This window comes from Nocardiopsis akebiae, from assembly GCF_018316795.1.
GTDB classification, from domain to species: Bacteria; Actinomycetota; Actinomycetes; order Streptosporangiales; family Streptosporangiaceae; genus Nocardiopsis; species Nocardiopsis dassonvillei.
Genome location: NZ_CP074132.1, coordinates 3,948,499 through 3,967,143 on the forward strand (window position 1 = coordinate 3,948,499; position 18,645 = coordinate 3,967,143).

Annotated in this window: 19 protein-coding genes; 8 read left to right on the plus strand and 11 right to left on the minus strand. The window is 74.3% G+C overall.

The genetic code is table 11. The features are described from left to right. Window positions 1-46 precede the first annotated feature (46 nt). Complete coding sequence (locus KGD83_RS16870) at window positions 47-679, plus strand: trimeric intracellular cation channel family protein (protein WP_212640109.1); 633 nt, start codon at window positions 47-49, stop codon at window positions 677-679. Here the strand turns inward: KGD83_RS16870 and KGD83_RS16875 are convergent. Next, entirely contained in the window at window positions 634-1,602 is a 969-nt protein-coding gene (locus KGD83_RS16875; protein ID WP_212640110.1) for a LysR substrate-binding domain-containing protein, read from the minus strand. The genes KGD83_RS16870 and KGD83_RS16875 overlap by 46 nt on opposite strands. 101 nt (window positions 1,603-1,703) lie before the next feature. Here KGD83_RS16875 and KGD83_RS16880 point away from each other — a divergent pair, with 101 nt between their 5' ends. From KGD83_RS16880 to KGD83_RS16890, 3 genes are all read left to right on the plus strand, one after another. Further along, the gene (locus tag KGD83_RS16880; protein WP_212640111.1) at window positions 1,704-2,627 is read left to right on the plus strand and encodes a threonine/serine dehydratase; all 924 of its coding nucleotides are present in this window, start codon (window positions 1,704-1,706) and stop codon (window positions 2,625-2,627) included. Between the two features lie 148 nt (window positions 2,628-2,775). Further along, entirely contained in the window at window positions 2,776-3,447 is a 672-nt protein-coding gene (locus KGD83_RS16885; RefSeq protein ID WP_212640112.1) for a lysophospholipid acyltransferase family protein, read from the plus strand. Between the two features lie 106 nt (window positions 3,448-3,553). Beyond that, window positions 3,554-4,048, plus strand: a complete 495-nt coding sequence (locus KGD83_RS16890; RefSeq protein ID WP_212640113.1) for a metallophosphoesterase family protein — start codon at window positions 3,554-3,556, stop codon at window positions 4,046-4,048. Window positions 4,049-4,193: 145 nt separating this feature from the next. On the opposite strand, the gene KGD83_RS16895 is transcribed toward KGD83_RS16890, so the two are convergent. Beyond that, window positions 4,194-5,240, minus strand: a complete 1,047-nt coding sequence (locus KGD83_RS16895; RefSeq protein WP_212644467.1) for a sodium:calcium antiporter — start codon at window positions 5,238-5,240, stop codon at window positions 4,194-4,196. Window positions 5,241-5,487: 247 nt separating this feature from the next. On the opposite strand from KGD83_RS16895, the gene KGD83_RS16900 reads away from it, so the two are divergent. Beyond that, window positions 5,488-6,393 carry a manganese catalase family protein gene (locus KGD83_RS16900; protein ID WP_212640114.1) on the plus strand — a complete coding sequence of 302 codons (906 nt, stop codon included), beginning with the start codon at window positions 5,488-5,490 and terminating at the stop codon, window positions 6,391-6,393. A gap of 410 nt (window positions 6,394-6,803) precedes the next feature. On the opposite strand, the gene KGD83_RS16905 is transcribed toward KGD83_RS16900, so the two are convergent. From KGD83_RS16905 to KGD83_RS16945, 9 genes are all read right to left on the minus strand, one after another. Further along, window positions 6,804-8,897: a xanthine dehydrogenase family protein molybdopterin-binding subunit gene (locus KGD83_RS16905; RefSeq protein ID WP_212640115.1), complete on the minus strand. Its 2,094-nt coding sequence runs from the start codon at window positions 8,895-8,897 to the stop codon at window positions 6,804-6,806. After that, window positions 8,894-9,886, minus strand: coding sequence for an FAD binding domain-containing protein (locus KGD83_RS16910; RefSeq protein ID WP_212640116.1), 993 nt, complete (start codon window positions 9,884-9,886; stop codon window positions 8,894-8,896). The genes KGD83_RS16905 and KGD83_RS16910 overlap by 4 nt, the downstream gene beginning before the upstream one ends. Continuing rightward, window positions 9,883-10,386 carry a 2Fe-2S iron-sulfur cluster-binding protein gene (locus KGD83_RS16915; protein ID WP_212640117.1) on the minus strand — a complete coding sequence of 168 codons (504 nt, stop codon included), beginning with the start codon at window positions 10,384-10,386 and terminating at the stop codon, window positions 9,883-9,885. Before KGD83_RS16915 ends, KGD83_RS16910 begins: the two co-directional genes overlap by 4 nt. A 285-nt stretch (window positions 10,387-10,671) precedes the next feature. Continuing rightward, window positions 10,672-11,232, minus strand: a complete 561-nt coding sequence (locus KGD83_RS16920) for a TIGR03086 family metal-binding protein (protein WP_212640118.1) — start codon at window positions 11,230-11,232, stop codon at window positions 10,672-10,674. 239 nt (window positions 11,233-11,471) lie between these two features. Next, a complete protein-coding gene (locus KGD83_RS16925; RefSeq protein WP_212640119.1) occupies window positions 11,472-11,864 on the minus strand; it encodes a VOC family protein in 393 nt (130 codons plus the stop codon). Then, window positions 11,861-12,172, minus strand: a complete 312-nt coding sequence (locus tag KGD83_RS16930) for an ArsR/SmtB family transcription factor (protein ID WP_212640120.1) — start codon at window positions 12,170-12,172, stop codon at window positions 11,861-11,863. Before KGD83_RS16930 ends, KGD83_RS16925 begins: the two co-directional genes overlap by 4 nt. Before the next feature lie 76 nt (window positions 12,173-12,248). Next, the gene (locus KGD83_RS16935) at window positions 12,249-12,884 is read right to left on the minus strand and encodes a maleylpyruvate isomerase family mycothiol-dependent enzyme (RefSeq protein WP_212640121.1); all 636 of its coding nucleotides are present in this window, start codon (window positions 12,882-12,884) and stop codon (window positions 12,249-12,251) included. A gap of 256 nt (window positions 12,885-13,140) precedes the next feature. Beyond that, window positions 13,141-14,028 (minus strand): alpha/beta fold hydrolase, encoded by an 888-nt coding sequence (locus KGD83_RS16940; RefSeq protein WP_338036912.1) that lies wholly within the window; start codon window positions 14,026-14,028, stop codon window positions 13,141-13,143. A gap of 621 nt (window positions 14,029-14,649) precedes the next feature. Then, a complete protein-coding gene (locus tag KGD83_RS16945; protein WP_212640123.1) occupies window positions 14,650-15,273 on the minus strand; it encodes a TetR/AcrR family transcriptional regulator in 624 nt (207 codons plus the stop codon). Between the two features lie 100 nt (window positions 15,274-15,373). On the opposite strand from KGD83_RS16945, the gene KGD83_RS16950 reads away from it, so the two are divergent. The 3 genes from KGD83_RS16950 to KGD83_RS16960 all read left to right on the plus strand — a co-directional run bounded on the left by KGD83_RS16950 (window position 15,374) and on the right by KGD83_RS16960 (window position 18,495). Further along, window positions 15,374-16,819, plus strand: a complete 1,446-nt coding sequence (locus KGD83_RS16950; protein ID WP_212640124.1) for an MFS transporter — start codon at window positions 15,374-15,376, stop codon at window positions 16,817-16,819. A gap of 234 nt (window positions 16,820-17,053) precedes the next feature. Beyond that, window positions 17,054-17,362 carry a hypothetical protein gene (locus tag KGD83_RS16955; protein WP_212640125.1) on the plus strand — a complete coding sequence of 103 codons (309 nt, stop codon included), beginning with the start codon at window positions 17,054-17,056 and terminating at the stop codon, window positions 17,360-17,362. A gap of 248 nt (window positions 17,363-17,610) precedes the next feature. Next, window positions 17,611-18,495, plus strand: coding sequence for a universal stress protein (locus KGD83_RS16960; protein ID WP_249351908.1), 885 nt, complete (start codon window positions 17,611-17,613; stop codon window positions 18,493-18,495). Window positions 18,496-18,645 lie beyond the last annotated feature (150 nt).

Here is an 18,645-nt window from a genome sequence, read left to right on the forward strand (position 1 = left end):
GGCCGCCACACCGTCCGAAAGGAACCGCCGTCCCCGGCGCACGCGCATGTCCACGCAGACCCTGATCCTCGTCCTGGACCTCGTCGGCATCCTCGCCTTCGCCGTCGACGGGGCGCTGACCGGCATCCGCAGCGCACGCCTGGACATCGTCGGCGTCCTGGCCCTGGGCGTGGTGACCGCCCTGGGCGGCGGCGTCATCCGCGACCTGCTGCTCGGCGTGACCCCCGCGACCTTCCAGGACTGGCGCTACATATGCACGGCGCTGCTGGGCGCGACCGCCGCGTTCTTCCTCAGCAGGCAGCTCACCCACCTGAACCGGCCCATCCTCGTCTTCGACGCGGCCGGGCTGAGCCTGTTCGCGGTGATCGGGGCGACCAAGGCCCTGGAATCGGGTTTCGGTCCGCTCCAGGCGACCCTGCTCGGCGTCGTCACCGGGGTGGGCGGCGGCACGATCCGCGACGTCCTGCTGAACCGGGTGCCGACGGTGCTGAGCGCCAACTCGCGCCTGTACGCCGTCCCCGCCCTGCTGGGCGCGGGCCTGGTCGCCGTCGCGTACTGGGCGGGCCTGACCTGGGGCTGGATCGCCGTGGTGGGAGCGGTGCTGTGCTTCACCGTGCGGCTGCTGGCGCTGCTCTACCGCTGGAACGCGCCCAGCCCGCCGGGTCCCCCTCCGCTGTGAGAACCGTCAGCGTCCCCGGCTCCGCCGAGCGCGCGGGAGGCGACGCCGCGCAGGAGTTCGACCATCGCCGGGACCGGCTCGGGCGGGCGGCGCCGGTGGACGGCGTAGATCTCGCGGGCCAGACGGGTGCCGCGCAGCGGACGGCTGACCCAGCCGCCACGGCGGTCCGAGCGCAGGATGCTCAGCGGGACCAGGGCCACCCCCACACCGGCCTCGACCAGGGCCAGGGCCACCTCGTAGTCGCGGGTCTCATAGGCCACGTTCAGGCGCACCCCGGCGGCAGCGGCGGCGGTGTCCAGGCTGATCCGGTTGTAGATGCCCGGGGCTCCGCAGATCCACTCCTCCCCCGCCAGGTCGGCCAGCGCCACCTCGCGGGCGGCCAGGGAGTGGCCCTCGGGCACGACCGCCAGCAGCGGGTCCACCAGAACGCGTTCGCGGTGCAGGCCCCCGGCGCGCGGCAGGGGCACGCCCGGGTAGCGGTGGGTCAGGAGCAGGTCCAGGTCGCCGGAGGCGACCAGGCCGTACCCGCCCGGGGGCTCGATGTCGGACAGCGACAGCCGCACCTGGGGGTGCTGGCGCCCGAAGGCGGCCAGGGTGGCGGGCAGCAGGACCTTGCCCGCGCTGGCGAAGGCCCCCAGGGACAGGCGGTCGGGGGCCTCGCCCGCCACGGCGCGCACGGCGGCCTCGGCGTCGCGCAGCTCCCCCAGCACCCGTTCGCCGTGTTCGAGCAGGACCCGGCCCGCCTCGGTGAGGGTGGCCCCGGTGCGGCCGCGTTCGACCAGGGTGCAGCCGACCTCGCGCTCCAGCTTGGTGAGCTGCTGGGACAGCGCGGGCGGGGTGAAGGACAGGCGCTCGGCGGCCGCTGCGATCGACCCCGCGTGCGCGATCTCCACGAGCACCCGCACCCGGTTGGCGTCCAGCACGGCGGCCCTCCTTCCACACAAAGTCAGATACAAAGTTTCGCTTAACGATCTTTAGCAGACCCAACTTTAAGTTAATGGCCGGTACGGGCACAGTGGGCTGTATGAGCACCACGACCGCGCACGCCGCGCCCACGGCCACCGACGTCCGTGCCGCCGCCGAACGCATCGCCCCCTACGCCCGCCGCACCCCGGTCATGCACGCCGAGGTGGACGGGCGTCCGCTGACGCTCAAGCTGGAGCACCTCCAGCTCACCGGGGCGTTCAAGCTGCGCGGCGCCCTCAACGCCCTGCTGGGCGGGGAGGAGACCGACCGGGTGATCACCGCCTCCGGAGGCAACCACGGCCTGGGGGTGGCCACCGCCGCCCGCCTGCTGGGCGTGCGCGCGACGGTCTACGTCCCCGAGTCGGTCCCCGAGGCCAAGGCTGCGCCGCTGGCCGCCACCGGCGCCGAGATCGTCAGGGTGGGAGAGCACTACGCGGTGGCCGCCGAGGCGGCCCGCACCCGCGCCGATGCCGAGGGAGTGCGCTACCTGCACGCCTTCGACGACGCCCTCGTCGTGGCCGGTCAGGGCACGATCGGGCTGGAGATCGCCGCCGACGCGCCCGAGTGCGACACCATCGTCGTCGCGGTGGGCGGCGGCGGACTGGCGGCCGGGGTGCGCCTGGGGGCGGAGGGGCGCGAGGTCGTGGGCGCCGAACCCGAGGGCTGCGCGAGCATGCACGCCGCGATGGCCGCCGGGCACCCCGTCCAGACCCCCGTGGACTCGGTGGCCTCCTCCGCGCTGGGCGCGGCCACCCTGGGCCGGGTCCCCTTCGAAGTGCTGAGCGCCCACCCGGTGACCCGGGCCCTGGTGAGCGACGCCGAGATCCTGCGGGCCCAGGACCGGCTCTGGGAGGAGTTCCGCATCGCCACCGAACCGGCCGCGGCCGTGCCCTTCGCCGCCTGGCTGGCGGGGCGCGTCCCCGGCGAGCGGCCGTGCCTGGTGGTGTGCGGAGCCAACGCCGAGTGGCGCCGCACCGCCTGACCCCGCGGGAATCCGCACGTCACGGGCTTGTTCCGACCGCCCTCCCGGCATGGTGACCTGGAGCACTCTCCTCGTGGCCGACCCGTTGTTACCCATGGGTCGGCCTTACATTGGACTCCGGCATCCGACCATTGGTGAGGGAGAACACGTGTTCTACGGTGCGTTGCGGCAGACGGTATCGGTACTCGCCCGTACCCTGTGCCGTCCGACCGTCGAGGGCCGTGAGAACGTCCCCGCCGACGGAGCGGTCCTGCTGGCCAGCAACCACCTGTCCTTCATCGACAGCGTGATCATCCCGCTGTCGGTCACCCAGCGCCGGGTGCGGTTCCTGGCCAAGTCCGACTACTTCGAGGGGACCGGAATCAAGGGGCGCGTGACCAAGACCGTGTTCTCCTCCCTGGGCGCCATGCCGGTGCAGCGCCGCGACGCGCGCGGGGCCATGCTGTCCCTGGAGATGATGCTGGAGCGGCTGAACGAGGGCGAGGCCTGCGTGATCTACCCCGAGGGCACCCGCTCCCGGGACGGGCGCCTGTACCGGGGCCGCACCGGCGTGGCCCACCTGGCGATGGAGTCCAAGGCCCCGGTCGTGCCGGTGGCGGTGGCGGGGACCCAGGACGTGCAGCCGGTCGGCGCCTCCATGCCGCGCCCGCGCCCCTACAGCATCCGCTTCGGCGAACCGCTGGACTTCTCCACCGGCTACGACCACCTCGCCCCGGGCAAGGCGCGCCGGGAGATCACCGACCGGATCATGGACTCCATCCACGCGCTGTCGGGCCAGGAGCGGGCCAAGGGGTACAACTCCCTCGGCGCGGACGAGTGAGCGGAGCGCGTCCGCGACCGCGCGGGTGAGCGCGCGGGCGTGAGCGGCGGCGCGACCCGCGTGCGGAGGCACCCGGACGGCGCCCGCGTCGCCTACTCTTGCGCGCATGCGCGTACTGATCGTGTCCGACACCCACATCCCGCGCCGCGCGCGTGACCTGCCCGAACAGGTCTGGCGCGAGGTCGACCGGGCCGACGCGGTGATCCACGCCGGGGACTGGTGCGACCTGGCCGGCCTGGAGCGCCTCGACGCGCGGGCCGAACTCCTGATCGGCGTCCACGGCAACAACGACGGCGCCGACCTGCGCGCGCGGCTGCCCGAGGTCGCGCGCGCCACGCTCGGCGGGGTGCGCTTCGCGATCGTGCACGAGACCGGCGACGCACGCGGGCGCGAGAAGCGCTGCCAGGAGCGCTTCCCCGACTGCGACGTGCTGGTGTTCGGGCACTCCCACATCCCCTGGGACACCACGGCCCCCTCCGGTCTGCGCCTGCTCAACCCGGGCTCCCCCACCGACCGGCGGCGCCAGCCCCACCACACGTACATGACGCTGGTGGCCGAGGACGGACGCCTGGACGGGGTCCGGCTGCACCGGGTGGGCTGAAGGGGAGCCCGGGGGCCGCCGGAGGGAGGACCCCGCTCGTAAGGGCCCGCGGCCCCGCCGAAGGCAGGACCGCTCAACGAAGAGGGTGCCGCCACCGGCGTCGGAGGGCCTCCCGCCCGGCGCGGAGCCCGGGGCGCGGACGGCGTCAGAACGTGAGCACGCCGAGGATTCCCAGGTAGAGCACGATCAGCAGCACGCCCTCGAAGCCGATGCGGCCCCACCCCTTCGCCTGGCGGATGATGAGCCCGGCGAGCAGGACCACGGTCATCAGCAGCGCGCCGACGGTGAGGAAGAGTTCGTCGGCAGTGGCCGCGTGGTACAGCGAACCCCCGCGGTAGAAGGCGTCGCCCACGGCCACGTTGAGCGCGTCCAGGCTGTTGCCGCCGATGATGGCGGACACCGCCAGGGTCATCGCCCCCCGCCGTACCGCGGCGACCGCCGCGACCGTCTCGGGGATGGCGTTCACCGCGCCCATGGCCACCGCCCCGACCAGCCCCGCGCTGAGCCCGGTGGACTCCACGATCACGCCCGCGGCCTCGGCGAGCGCCCACCCGCCCACGGCCACCACGACACCCACCGCGAGGAAGCGCGCCCACAGCACGCCCGTGCCGGTGCCGTCCTCCTCGTCGGTACCGTCGTCGTCGGGGACGTCCACCACGGTCTCCCGGGTGCGCACGGCCCGCCACATGGGCTGCTCGTTCTCCTGCCTGATCAGCCAGAGCCCGCCCATGTAGAAGGCGATCATCCCGACCGAGGCCGGGTGCACCCCGAGGAGCGTCACATCCGGGCCGAAGGCGGTGAGCACGACCACGGACAGCAGTCCGATGAGCAGGCAGCAGAAGAGCAGGTTCGCCGAGGAGGCGGCGGCGTGCTCCAGGTTGGCTCGCCGGTAGAAGAAGTCGGCCACCGCCAGCGCCAGCGTCTGCGCGGCGATGCCCCCGACCGCGTTGCTGTAGGCCAGTCCGGGCTGGTCCCCGGCGGCGCTGACCGCGGTCATCACGATCCCCGAAAGGGACGTGGCCAGTCCGAAGAAGACCGCGCCGAAGACCGCCTCGCCCCAGCCGGTGCGGTCGGCCAGGACGTCGCCGAGGGAGGTCATCCGAACACTGGCCGCCACGGTCACCGCGGCCACCAGAACGAAGATCGCGACGCTCCACCCCAGCGGCCAGGGGGGAGATAAAGCCTCCAGCATGCCCACCTCTTCCTTTTCCTTCTGCTGTGCTTCCGGAGCGCATCTACCCCCTCCCTGTACGACAAACCCGGGCGGACACGGGCGGGTCGCCGCCGGGAGGGGCGTCGGCTGAGCGGCAGCGGAAGGCAGACGCGGCTGCACGGAAAGGCCAAATCCCCTCCAATCACCGTTACCGGCCGGAGGCCCCGGGTAGCCGGAGTCGGAAGCACGCAGTGCGACGGCCACATCCCCCAGTGATGAGGTGGACATGTTCCGGCACACCAAACACCTTCAGTTCGAGGCCAAGCCCGAGGCTCCCGACGCGCTCTACGCGGCCAAGCTCCAGGAGCTCATCGGCGGCGCCTACGGCGAGATGACCGTCACCATGCAGTACCTGTTCCAGGGGTGGAACTGCCGCGTCGAGGGCAAGTACAAGGACCTGATCATGGACGTGGCCACGGAGGAGATCGGCCACGTCGAGATGCTCGCCACGATGGTGGCGCGCCTGCTGGAGGGCGCTCCGGCCACCACGGTGGCCAAGGCCGTCAAGGACCCGGCCGTGGCCGCGGTCGTGGGCGGGATGAACCCGCAGCAGGCCATCGTCGCCGGTGGCGGCGCCGTACCGGCCGACTCCGGCGGCACCCCCTGGAACGGCAAGTACATCGTGGCCAGCGGCAACCTGCTGGCCGACTTCCGCGCCAACGCCGCGGCCGAGGCCCAGGGCAGGCTCCAGACCGCGCGCCTGTACAACATGACCGACGACCCCGGGGTCAAGGCCATGCTCCAGTTCAACCTGGCCCGCGACACCGTGCACCAGAACATGTGGCTGGCCGCGATCGAGGAGCTCCAGGAGGACGGCATGGAGGGCGAGATCGCGCCCAACGCGCTCTTCGACGAGGAGAACCAGGAGCACGCCAACACGATCTGGGGCCTGTCGGACGGCACGGCGGCCGCCAACGGCGGCTGGTCGCACCGGCCCGCGCCGGACGGCCGCCACGAGCTGCGCTACCTCGACCAGCCCCAGCCGCTCGGCGGCCCGGCCTCCGCGCCGCCCCCGGACCCCGCGCTGTACGGGACCGACGGCGGCCCCAGCGGTGAGGGCTCGGTCAAGGGCCCGTCGAAGGCCACCAAGGGCGAGGGCTTCGTGGACAAGCTCAAGGACTCCCTGGAGTGACCGGAACCGGCTCTCCCGTCCGCCCGCCCCGCTCCGCGCGGGGCGGGCGGACGCGCGTTCGGGGGTGCCCGCGGTGAGGGGCCGTCTCGCGGGCTGGCGGAGCGGCCCCGGGCGCGAGGGACTCGGGACCCCGGCGGCACTGGCGCGTTCCCGGCGCCTCGGCTCCGACGGCTGCCGAAGGGCCGCAGTCCACGAACGGGTCCGCGTCCCGACCCGGACGGCGCGGGCGTAGGCTCTGCCGCGACACGGGCGCGGACCGCGCCCCGGACGGGGCCGCTCCTCCCGTAGCGTTCCCCGCCTATCGGGGGCACAGCGCTGCGGCCGTCCACAGCGCCGCGCCCTCGCCGTGTGGTCCGCTCCCGGCACGCCCCGGTCGTGGCGCGCCCGCGCGGACGCACCACGACCGGCCGTCAGCGCAGGAGCTTGTCCGCCGTGACCGGCAGGTCCCGCACCCTGGTCCCCGTGGCGTGGTGGACGGCGTTGGCCACCGCCGCGGCGGTGCCGACGATGCCGATCTCACCGGCGCCCCGCGAGCCCATGGGGGTGGCGCGGGGGTCCTCCTCGTCCAGCCACTCCGCCCGCAGGTCGCCCACGTCGGCGTTGGTGGGGACGTGGTACTCGGCGAAGTCGCCGTTGGCGATGTGGCCGTGGCGCGGGTCCCGGAAGCTCTCCTCGTGCAGCGCCATCGACAGGCCCATGACCATCCCGCCGAGGAACTGCGAGCGCGCCGTGCGCGGGTTGACCACCCGGCCGACGGAGAACAGGCCGTACATGCGCGGCACCCGGACCTCGCCCGTGTCCGCGTTCACCCGGGCCTCGGCGAAGTGCGCCCCGAAGGAGTAGACCGAGTACGACTCGTCCACGGTGTCCTCCGCCCCGCTGCCCTCGGCCTCCGCGCCCGGGGCCGGGGAGTCCCCGTGCCGGTCCCGGAAGACCCGGGCGGCGGCCACGATGGCCGTCCCCCAGGAGCTGGTTCCGCTGGAGCCGCCCGCGACCGAGGCCGACGGGAAGGCGGTGTCGCCGATGCGCAGACGGATGTCGGAGGCGGGCAGGCCCAGCGCGTCGGCGGCGATCTGGGTGAGGGCGGTCCAGGCCCCGGTGCCGATGTCCACCGCGCCGATGGACACCTCGTAACGGCCGTCCCCGCCGTAGCGGACACGGGCCACCGAGCCGGGGTTGAACAGGTGCGGGTAGCTCGCCGAGGCCACACCGGTGCCCACCAGCCAGTCCCCCTCCCGGCGGACCCCGGGCCGGGGGTCGCGCCCGTGCCAGCCGAAGCGCTCGGCGCCCTCGCGCAGGCACCGCACCAGGCGCCGGTCCGACCACGGGGAGCCGCTCTGCGGGTCGGTCTCGGGCTCGTTGCGCACGCGCAGCTCGATCGGGTCGACGCCGCAGGCCTGGGCGAGTTCGTCCATGGCGGCCTCGGCCGCGTACATCCCCGGCGCCTCGCCGGGGGCGCGCATCCAGAAGTTGACCGGCACGTCCAGGGGCGCGATCCGGTGGGTGGTGCGGCGGTTGGGCGCGGCGTACATCCACCGCGAGCACATCGCGCTGTTCTCGGTGAACTCCTTGATCCTGGCGGTCTGCTCCACGGAGTCGTGGACGACCGCGGACAGGCGCCCGTCGCGGTCGGCGCCCAGGCGCACCCGCTGGATGGTGGGCGTGCGGTAGCCCACGAGGCAGAACATCTGCTGGCGGGTCAGCGCGAACTTGACCGGCCGCCCGGGCAGGGCGCGGGCGGCCATCGCGGCCAGGACGTCGTGCGCGTGGGCCTCACCCTTGGAGCCGAAGCCGCCGCCCACGTGGGGCGCGACCACCCGGACCCGTTCGGGGTCGAGCCCGAACACCCCGGCCACGGAGGCGCGGACCACGTGCACGCCCTGGGTGGAGTCGTAGAGGGTGAGGTCGCCGGTGTCCTCCTCCCACAGGGCCGTGGTGGTGTGCGGCTCCATGGGGTTGTTGTGCTCGGTGGGCGTGCTGTAGGTCTGGTCGACCACGATTTCGGCGGCGGCCAGGGCCGCGTCGGGGTCGCCCTGCTCGGTGTCGGAGGCGGGGCCCTCGTCGTCCTCGCCCACGGGCCGGTAGAGGCCGCGGTGGTCGGCGGTGAGCACCACGTCGTGCGCGGAGCGCTCGTAGTCCACCCTCACCAGTCCGGCCGCCTGGCGGGCTGTCTCGGGGGTGTCGGCCACGACCGCGGCGACGAACTGGCCGTGGAAGGACACCTCGCGGGACTGGAGCACCGCGAACTCGCGGTCCTCGGTGTCGGCGAGGCGTTCGGCGTTGTCCGGGGTCAGGACGGCGCGCACCCCGGCCAGCTCCTCGGCGGCGGAGGCGTCGACCGCGGTGACGCGTCCGCGCGCGACGGTGGACAGCACCGGGTGCAGGTACAGGGGGTCGGCGAGCGGGTGCTCGTAGGCGTAGGGCGCCCGACCGGTGACCTTGTCGGCGCCCTCCAGGCGGGTCAGCGGCTGGCCCATGGCCCGCGCGTCCAGCGTCCCGGTCATCGTGCCTCCTCGGCGGTCAGGCCGCGCAGGGTCGCGGCCAGGGTGTTGACGGCCATGGGGACCTTGAAGGCGTTGTCCGGGCCGGTGGCGGCGTCGGCGAGTTCGGCGCGGGCGGCCTCGCGGAAGGCCTCCTCGGTGGCCGGTCCCCCGCGCAGCGCCTCCTCGGCGCGGCTGGCCCGCCAGGGCGCGTGCGCCAGGCCGCCGAAGGCCACGCGCACGTCCTCGACGGTGCCGTCCACCACGCGCAGCGCCGCGGCCACCGACACCAGGGCGAAGGCGTAGGAGGCGCGGTCGCGCACCTTGCGGTAGGCGGAGCGGGCGGCCAGGGGCAGGCGGGGCAGGTCGACGGCGGTGATGAGGTCGCCGTGTCCCAGGACGGTGTCGCGTCGGGGTTCGCCCCCCGGGAGGCGGTGCAGGCCGGGCATGTCCACGGTGCGCTCCCCGGCCGGTCCCAGCACGTGGACCCGGGCGCCCAGGGCGGTCAGTGCGACCGCCATGTCGGAGGGGTGGGTGGCGACGCAGTGCTCGGAGGCGCCCAGGACGGCGTTGTAGCGGCCGTAGCCCTCGATCGCCGAGCAGCCCGTGCCGGGTTCGCGCTTGTTGCAGGGCATGGCGGTGTTCTGGAAGTACACGCACCGGGTGCGCTGGAGGAGGTTGCCGCCCGTGGTGGCGGCGTTGCGGAGCTGACCGGAGGCGCCCGCCAGCAGTGCCTGGGAGAGCACGGGGTAGTCGCGGCGGACGCCGGGGTGCGCGGCCAGGTCGCTGTTGGGCACGGCGGCGCCCACGCGCAGGCCGCCGTCGGGCAGTTCCTCGATCCGCTGGCTGAGCAGGTCGCGCACGTCCACGAGGGAGGTGGGCTCGGCGATGCCGAGCTTCATGTGGTCGACCAGGTTGGTGCCGCCGCCGATGTAGGAGGCACCGGGGTCGCCCGCGACCGCGGTGACGGCCTCGGCGGCCCCGGCGGGACGGGTGTAGTGGAAGGGTTTCACTGCGCGGCCTCCCGGATCGCGGCGACGATGTTGACGTAGGCGCCGCAGCGGCACAGGTTGCCGCTCATGCGCTCGCGGATCTCGTCGTCGTCGAGGCCGACCGGCGCTTGGAGGTCCTCGGTGACGTGGCTGGGCCAGTCGGCGGCGGCCTCCTCCAGCATGCCCACGGCCGAGCAGACCTGGCCGGGCGTGCAGTAGCCGCACTGGAAGCCGTCGTTCTCGACGAAGGCGCGCGCGACGGGGTGCAGCTGCCCCTCCTCGGCGAGTCCGGCGGCGGTGGTGACGCTGGCGCCGTCGTGCGCGACCGCGAAGGTCAGGCAGGACACGACGCGGCGGCCCTCCAGCAGGACCGTGCAGGCCCCGCACTGGCCGTGGTCGCAGCCCTTCTTGGGCGAGGTGACGCCCAACCGGTCGCGCAGCGCGTCCAGCAGCGTGGTGCGTGTGTCGACGGTGAGCTCGCGTTTCTCCCCGTCGACGTGCAGTGTGATCGTGGCCTCCACCGGCAGTGCCCTTCCTCGTGTGTGGGTCGGTGTCCTGCGCGCCGCCGTCCACGCGGCCCGCCCGGCGCACCGCGCCAGGGACTCGTCACAGTCTGTGACAGTCGGGGGGCTCCCGGAAGCCGACACGGCGCGCGGTGCCGGGAAGCGGGAGTCCGGGGAGCCGCCACCCTGGCGCGTAACCCGCGGAGGGAGGGCTAAACACCCGGCGCCCGCGCGTGCGGAGCGGGCCGGGCGCACGGACCGGCCCCGGTCGGGTGCGGTACCCGGCCGGGGCCGCGCGGTCGGTCAGGGGGTCCTGCCGGTGCGGGCGATCAGGCGGTCCTGGGGGCTCGCGTCGGGTCCGACCTCGACGGGGGCACCGAACATCGGCCCCGGGCCCAGGTCCTGGTCGCTCAGCCAGGCGTGGACCTCCTTGACCAGGTCGGGGTCGAGGCGTTCGTCGGCGCCCAGGGCGCGCGCCAGGTCCCAGGCGTGCACCGTCAGGTCGAAGGTCATCTGCCACAGGTAGAGCTCGGCGGGCGCGTCGCCGAAGGACAGGTGCACCGTGCTCTCCAGGGAGGACGGCGCCAGCCAGGCGGTGCGGGCCTCGCGGGCGGCGACCTCCCAGGTGGTGATGGGCTCCTCGCCCAGGTTGTCGCCGTCGAGGCGGTCGCCGACCTCCTCGACCCGGGCGCCGTCCAGCAGGAGCGGCGCCCACAGCTGCTCGGTGGTCAGGTGGTTGACCAGGTCGTGCACGTCCCAGTCGGCGCACGGCGTGGGCAGCGCCCAGTCCGTCAGCTTGACCTCGCGGACCCGGCGGTCGAACTCCCCCATCGCGGTTCCGTGCAGTTCGGTCAGGTGTGCCATGAGTGTCCCCCGGGACGAAGTAGCGGTTGTGCGCCGGTCCCCTACCCGTGCCGCCAGGGGGTGAATCCGCCCGCGCGTGCACCCGGGCGGGGCCGACCGGCCGCGGCGGCCACGGCCGCCCGTACGCGCGGGCGGGCTACGGGGTCCGGCGACGGGGATCTCGGCGGCGGAGATCCGTGCGCTGGGCGCGGGCGGAGTCCGGCCGCCGGGGCGGTCGTACCCCGCACCCTGGTGGGTGCCTACCGCGGCTCGGTCGCGATCTGGATCAGGTTGCCGCAGGTGTCGTCGAAGACGGCGGTGGTGACCGGGCCCGTCTCCAGGGGTTCCTGCGTGAAGCGGACACCGAGGCCGCGCAGGCGCTCGTGCTCCGCCCGCACGTCGGCGACGGCGAACTGGGCGAGCGGGATGCCGTCCTTGACCAGGGCGTCGCGGTAGGCGCCGACGGCCGGATGGCCGGCGGGCTCCAGGAGGAGCTCGGTGCCCTCGGGCTCGTCGGGCGAGACGACGGTCAGCCACCGGTCCTTCTCCCCCACCGGGACGTCGTGCTTCTTCACGAAACCGAGGATCTCGGTGTAGAAGTGCTCGGCCTCGGCCTGGTCGTTGACGAAGATGCTGGTCAGGTGGATCTTCACGGGTTGCTCTCCTCCGGTCCGGACGTGTCTGGCGCAAGCCATCGCTCGGCGATCCGCCGCAGCGGGGCCGCGTTGAGGTCGTGGAACTTGTAGCGGCCCTCGCGCCTGGTCTCGACGAGCCCGGCGGCCTCCAGCACGGCGAGGTGCTGGGAGACCGCCTGGCGCGAGATGCCGAGCTGGTGCTTCATGGCCAACCGCGAGCAGATCTCGAACAGTGTCTGGCCGGACTTCTCCGTGAGTTCGTCGAGGATGGTGCGACGGGTCGGGTCGGCCAGGGCCTTGAAGAGGTCGTCTGCCACGGCCACCATGATAGGCAAGCAATCACTTGCATGTCGAGTCGGGGCGCGCGTGTCGCGGAGCGGTCCCCCGTTCCACGGCTGCGGGTCAGCCCTCCGCGCGTTCGCGCAGGATCCGCACACCGTCGCCGGTGAGCTCGTCCAGGTGCGCGGAGCGGCCGGTCATCGCCATGATCAGGGCGAGCGTGCTCCCGCTGACGAGGGGTCCGGTGCCGGAGGCGAACGGGCCGTCGGTGGCCTGAAGCCTCAACCCCCGGATCCGGCTCCTGGCGACGACGACCTGGTCCGAGCCCCGGTAGTAGTCCGCCACCAGGGTCAGCGTGGCGATCGGACGTGCGCTGACGATGCCCAGGGGCCGCCTGATGTCCTCGCCGTGCACGATCACCTCACCCAGGACGGCGGGCTCGGGCAGGGGCGGTGAGGTCGTGCTGTCCACGATCCCCCGGAAGCGCGCGAGGGTGTCGGCTCCGGAGTCCCCCATCTGCTCCGCCAGGCGCATCGCGACCTGGGCGTCGAAGTCGAACCGGCAGCGGACGACCCCGGCCAGCCATCGCAGGCCGTTGAGGCTCGCCGACGACGTCAGGTGCGCGAGCACCTCGCGCACGGTCAGTCCCGCGCACAGCGACGGCGTCGCCCACCGTTCCTCGGTCAGTCCCGACAGGTCGTCGGCCAGCGCCGCCCGCTCCCGGTGGATCAGCGGCCACAGGTCCGCACGGCCGCTCACCGGCGGGTTCCGCGGCGCGGGCGGGGTGTCGGTGACGTCATGGGGCTCTCCTCGGGACGGGCTCTCGCCCCGTCCTGCGGTGGTGGGCGGACGCCGGGATCATGGCCCGGGCCTGCGACATTTCCGCGTCCCCTCGCCCACGGGCACACGGTGTTCGCGCCGTTCACGGCGCGGAGGCAGGGCATCGATCCCGTGGAAGCGCACACGTCGGGCCACGCGGGCGCTTCCCGCACCGGTGCGGGCCCGAGGCTGTCTCCTACCCGTCGGCGACGGCGTTGCCCAGGAGCGATGCGAGGATCGACTCGGCATGTGTCCACAGCAGGGCGCCGCCGGCATCCGGCACGACATGGTGACTGGCGCCGGGCACACGGGCGGCGAGCAGCGATCCGCCGTCGGGCGAGTGGCTGGTGTCCAGCTCGCCGTACCAGATGTCGACCGGGACGGCGATCGCGTCGAGGGCGAACGGCCACCGCCCCATCGCCAGGACCGTGTCGCGGGCGTAACCAGCGGCGCCTTGGGTAAACGCCTCGTTCAAGGCCCTGCGGTAACCAGCCGCGAAACCGGGGTCCTGGTACACGGCGAGGTCGCACCCCGGGCTCCCGGTCATGACCATGTCCCACATCGCGTCCGCGGTGAAACCCGCGAAGAACTCCTCGGCGCCGACCGGATCGCTTTCGGTCCGCTCGACCAGACCGCGCAGGTCCGCGTCCAGGACGGGAGCGAACTCCGGCGCGGCGACCTCGTCCGCGCCGGAGACGACGGCGAGCGCCGAGGCGACTCCCTCCGCGGCACAGGCCAGGGCGAACGGCGCGCCTTGGGAATTGCCGACCACGGCCGGCCGCCCCAGCCCCCGCAGCACACAGAGTTGTCGCATATCACCAACGAAGTCGGAGAAGGTCCGCCCAGGGGCGGGTGTCGAGGCGCCGAGGCCCGGACGGTCCACGGAGACGAGCCGCACTCCAAGTGCCTCGACAGCACCTGCACCGAATCCGAGCCGTCGGCTGGTGGCCGCCCCCGGACACAACAGGACGGGCACTCCGTCCGACGGCCCCCACTCGGCCCAGCCAAGCGACCGGCCATCGGAGAGGGCGCTCTGGCCCAGGCGGACGGGAGCTGTGACGTACCGAGTCATGATCAGCATCATGAACGCGGACGCGGCGTCCCGCAACTGAAATCCGCCTCCCCCACGAACAGGGCGAACAGCTGTCGCGCGACAGGGGCGAGGAGAGCACAGCGTCGGGGACTCGTGGCGCCTCCGTCGGACTCAGCGCGCTTTCGGCGCACACCAGGGTGCGCCGTCGAGGCCGGGAGCGCGGTCGTACGCGCTCCCGGTCGTCGAGGTCGCGGGGATGGAGGGCACGTTGGCGGTGCGCATCGGGGGTCCTCTCGGAGGCAGGGCGTGCCCTGGGGGCGGGCCGGAGGTTCGGCGAGGAGCACGTTACGGGGCAAGCCGCCCGGGGCGCGACGGGTTTTCCGGCGACTTTTCCGGCGACCGTCCGGGGCAAGGTGTGCCGCGGGGCCGCGTCCCGCCCGCGAAGGCGGGCACACGTGCACGGCGCCGCGTCCGACGGGTCCGCCGACGTTCCCGTAACCACGGGCACCGCCTTCCTCGGTGCCCGTCGGCGGTAACGGCGGTATGTGCCCGGACACCGGTCGCTCCGGGCCGCCTCCGTGTCAACGGTGAACGGTGGCCCCCGGAAACGGCCGGTGCCGCACGACGGGACCGAAGGCGAAGGAGCACCGGCGAACGTGCGCCACCCGCGAGTCAGCCCTCCGCGCCGGGACCGGGCGCGTGGAGGGCGGCGACCTCGGCGAGCACCCGTTCGCGGGCCGCCTCGGCCGGGTGGACGTCCACGAGCACGTAGTAGGCCAGCCCCTCGGCCAGGGCGACGAGCGCGACCGCCCGCTCCGCGGGGTCCAGGGCGCGGGGCACCGCTCCCCCGTCCTGACCGCGGCGCAGCAGGTCCGCGACCCGGCCGTGGAAGCGGGCGTACTCCCGGCGCATGCGCCGGGCGATGGCCTCGTCGGACAGGGCGAGCGCGGTGAAGGCCTGGCGGACGCGCATGTGGGCGCGCGTGGCGTCGTCGTAGGGGATCAGCTCGGTGAGCACGGTCATCAGGAGGCGGCGCGGATCGCCGCCTGGGCCGGCCTTGGCCGCGATACGCGCGGAGCTCAGGGCGTTGCCCCGGTCGAAGGCGGCCTCGATCATCCGGTGCTTGGCGGGGAAGTAGTGCTGGACGCGGCCGGGCGAGACCCCGGCGCGGGCCGCCACGCTGGCCTGGGACACGGCCGCCATACCGTGCTCTGCCGCCACGGCGAGGACCGCGTCGGCGATCTGGCGGCGGCGCCGTTCGTGCTCGGCTCCCGGTCCCCGCGTCGGTGCGTTCATGCGCCCCCCTTATCGATGCGAACACATTGCTTTGCGGCCTCGTCGGCACTACCGTTCAAATCAATGTAACCACATTGCTTTGCTGGAACGAGGTGGTCCCGTGCCCCGAACCCGGACGGGGGAGACGACCGCGCGCCCGCTGCTCGCCCTGGTGTGCGCCGCGCAGCTCATGGTGGTGCTCGACGTGTCGGTGGTCAACGTCGCCCTGCCCTCGATCCGCTCCTCCCTGGGGTTCTCCGCGACGGGGCTGCCCTGGGTGGCCCACTCCTACACCCTGGCCTTCGGCGGCCTCCTGCTGCTGGGCGGACGGCTGGCCGACCTGTACGGACACCGGCGGGTGTTCGCCGCCGGGCTCGCGCTGTTCTGCGCGGCCAGCCTGCTGGGCGGGGCGTCCCCCTCCCCCGGTCTGCTGGTCGCCGCCCGCGCGCTCCAGGGAGTGGGCGCGGCGGTGCTGGCCCCCGCGACCCTGACCGTCCTGACCGCCTCCTTCCCGGAGGGGCGGGCCCGTGTGCGGGCGCTGGCCGCCTGGACGGCGGTGAGCGTGGCGGGCGGCGCGTTCGGCAACATCCTCGGCGGCGCGCTGACCGAGGCGCTGTCCTGGCGGGCGATCCTGCTGGTCAACGTGCCCGTCGGCGTCGCGGCGCTGGCCGTAACCCCCTACCTCCTGGGCCGGAAGCGCCCGGGCCGTCACCCGCACGGCCCGGGACCACACGACCGGAACCCGGTAGGGGGCGGCGGCGGACGCATCGACCTGCCCGGGGCGGTGACCGCCACCGGCGGGACGGTCGCGCTCACCTACGGCCTCACCCGCACGGCGGAGCACGGCTGGGGGGACCCGGCCACGGTGGCGGTGCTGGCCGCGGGCGTCCTCGCCCTGGTGCTGTTCGCCGCGGTGGAGTCCCGTGCGCCCGCTCCCCTGCTGCCTCCGGGACTCCTGCGCCGCCGCGCGGTCTGGGCGGGCAACGCCATGGTGTTCCTGGCCGGAGCCTGCTTCCAGGTGCCCATGTGGTACTTCCTCACCTTCTACATGCAGGACGAACTGGGCTTCGGGCCGCTGCTGACCGGCCTGGGCTTCCTGCCGCACACCCTGGTCACCATGGCCGTGGGCTGGCTGGCCACCCCGTGGCTGATGGGGTTCGTGCGGGCGCGGACGCTGATCGGGGCCGGGTGCCTCACCGCCGCGGCGGGCTTCGCCTGGCAGGCGGCGGCGGTGGGCGAGCAGACCTACGCCGCGGCGGTGCTGGGGCCAGCGGTCCTCATGTCCGTGGGCGGCGGCCTGTTCACCACTCCGCTGACCGCCGTCGTGACCTCGGGCGCCGCCCCCGGTGACGCGGGGGCCGTCTCGGGCCTGATGAACGCGGCCAAGCAGACGGGCGGCGCGCTGGGCCTGGCCGCGCTGATGACGACGGCCGCCCCGGGGCACGCACCCGGAGGGGAGGCGTACGGCCCGGTCTTCGGCCTGCTCGCGGCCGTGCAGCTCGCGGCGGCCGCCCTGACACCGGTGCTGCCGCGCGGAACGCGACGGGATCCGTCCGAGGGCGCGTGAGCCCCGCTGAGGTTCAAGAACCCCTTTGGCCTGCGCTGACCATCCCGGGAGACACGCCGACGCGCTTCCCGTCCGGGGTCACTCCGCCAGCCCGATCGAGGAAAGACGCATCAATATCACACTCGGGGGTAGCGCAACAGACAGGGACAAGGAACGTGCTCCGTTCGTCATCATCCGCCCGGTAGTGGGGTGGCCGACCGGGACACGGGACCGACAGACGAGGAGGAAACCGCCATGAGGAACCCCCTGAGGACGGCGAAGAACCAGCTGATGCGGCGCACCGGGCTGGCCCGCCCGGCACCGGGCAGGCGCCCGGGTGCCGGTGGGCGCACGGGTGGACGCGGCAGCGACCCCCTGGCGATGGCCCAGCGGTTCGCCCGGTCCGCGGCCCGGTCCCGGGGCGGCAGCCCGCTGGGACGCGGCGGCGCGGATCCGCTACGGGGTCCGGCGCGCCGAACGCCTCCGGGTCGACGGAGCAGCCCCGGCGGGCAGGCCCTGCGGTGGATCAACTCCCTGACCAGGAGGCGCAGGCCGCGCATCTGACCCGGGCGGCGGACCCGGTCCGGCGCGACAGCGCCGGGCGAGGAGGACGACGGCTTCGGACAACACGGCGTGACACCACGCGCGACACGGCGGGGCGGGCCCTTGGAGGCCCGCCCCGCGGCCTTGCGCGGCACGCCCGTCCCGGGCCCGGGAGGACCGGACCGGGACGGACCGGGCGGGACTCGCCCGGGAACCGGGAGCGGCCGCTCCGTGAGCCCGTCCTGGTGATGATGGTGGGTGAAGCGGTGGTGACGAGAGCAGTGGAGGTTGTCATGGAGCGGTCGGTCCTCGTCGGGGTGGACGGTTCCGATGAGAGCCTGCGGGCGGTGGAGTGGGCCGCGGCGGAGGCCGCCCGGCGGCACTGCCGCCTGCGGACGCTCACGGCCTTCCCCGCGCCGCCGCCGGACGCGGCCTTCGTCTGGCCGGAGGAGGAGATCCGCGCGGGCGCGCGCTCCGTCCTGGGCCTGGCCGAGGAACGCGCGTCGGCCGCGGCCCCCGGCGTGGCGGTGGACCGGGAGGTGGCGGTGGACTCCCCCGGCCGGGCGCTGCTGGCGTGCGCGGGGCGGGACGGGACGGCTCTGGTGGTCGTCGGGCACAGGGGGCGCGGCGGGTTCTCGGGGCTGAGGGTGGGATCGGTGGCCTACCGCGTGGCCGCGCAGTCGTCGGTGCCGGTCGTCGTGGTGGGGCCGCGGCCCGCGGCCGACGACAGCGCCGAGGTGGTGGTGGGGGACGACGGGTCGGCCCGCGCGGAGCGGGTCGTGGCCGAGGCGTTCGAGGCCGCCTCCGCCGGGGGCGGGCCGCTGCGCGTCGTGCGGGTCCGGGAGTCGCCGCTGCCGTTCCTTCCCCCCGTGATCGCGTCGCCTCCCCGGGCCCGGGAGAACGGGCCCGACGATGGGGCCGCCCTGGAGCGCGCGGTCGGGCCCCTGCGTGCCCGGTACCCGGAGGTGGAGGTGCGCACCGAGGTGGTGGACGGTCGTCCCGTCGCGGCCCTGACGGACGCGGCGCGAGCAGCGCGGCTGCTCGTGGTCGGGGCGGGCGGCGAGTACGGACTGACCCGCCTGGCCCTGGGTTCGGCGGCCCACGGGGTACTGCACCGCTCCCCCTGTCCCGTCATGGTGGTCCACTCCGGCTGACGGGGCGGCGGGGGCCGCTACTCCCCGACGGAACGCGCGGGGCGGCGCCCGCGGGTGAACGGTGCGCACCGTTCACGCGCGGGCGCCGCCCCTTTGGCGTACCCGGCACCGGCCCCGCGCCCTCCCCGCTCGCCGGGAGCGGGCCGACGA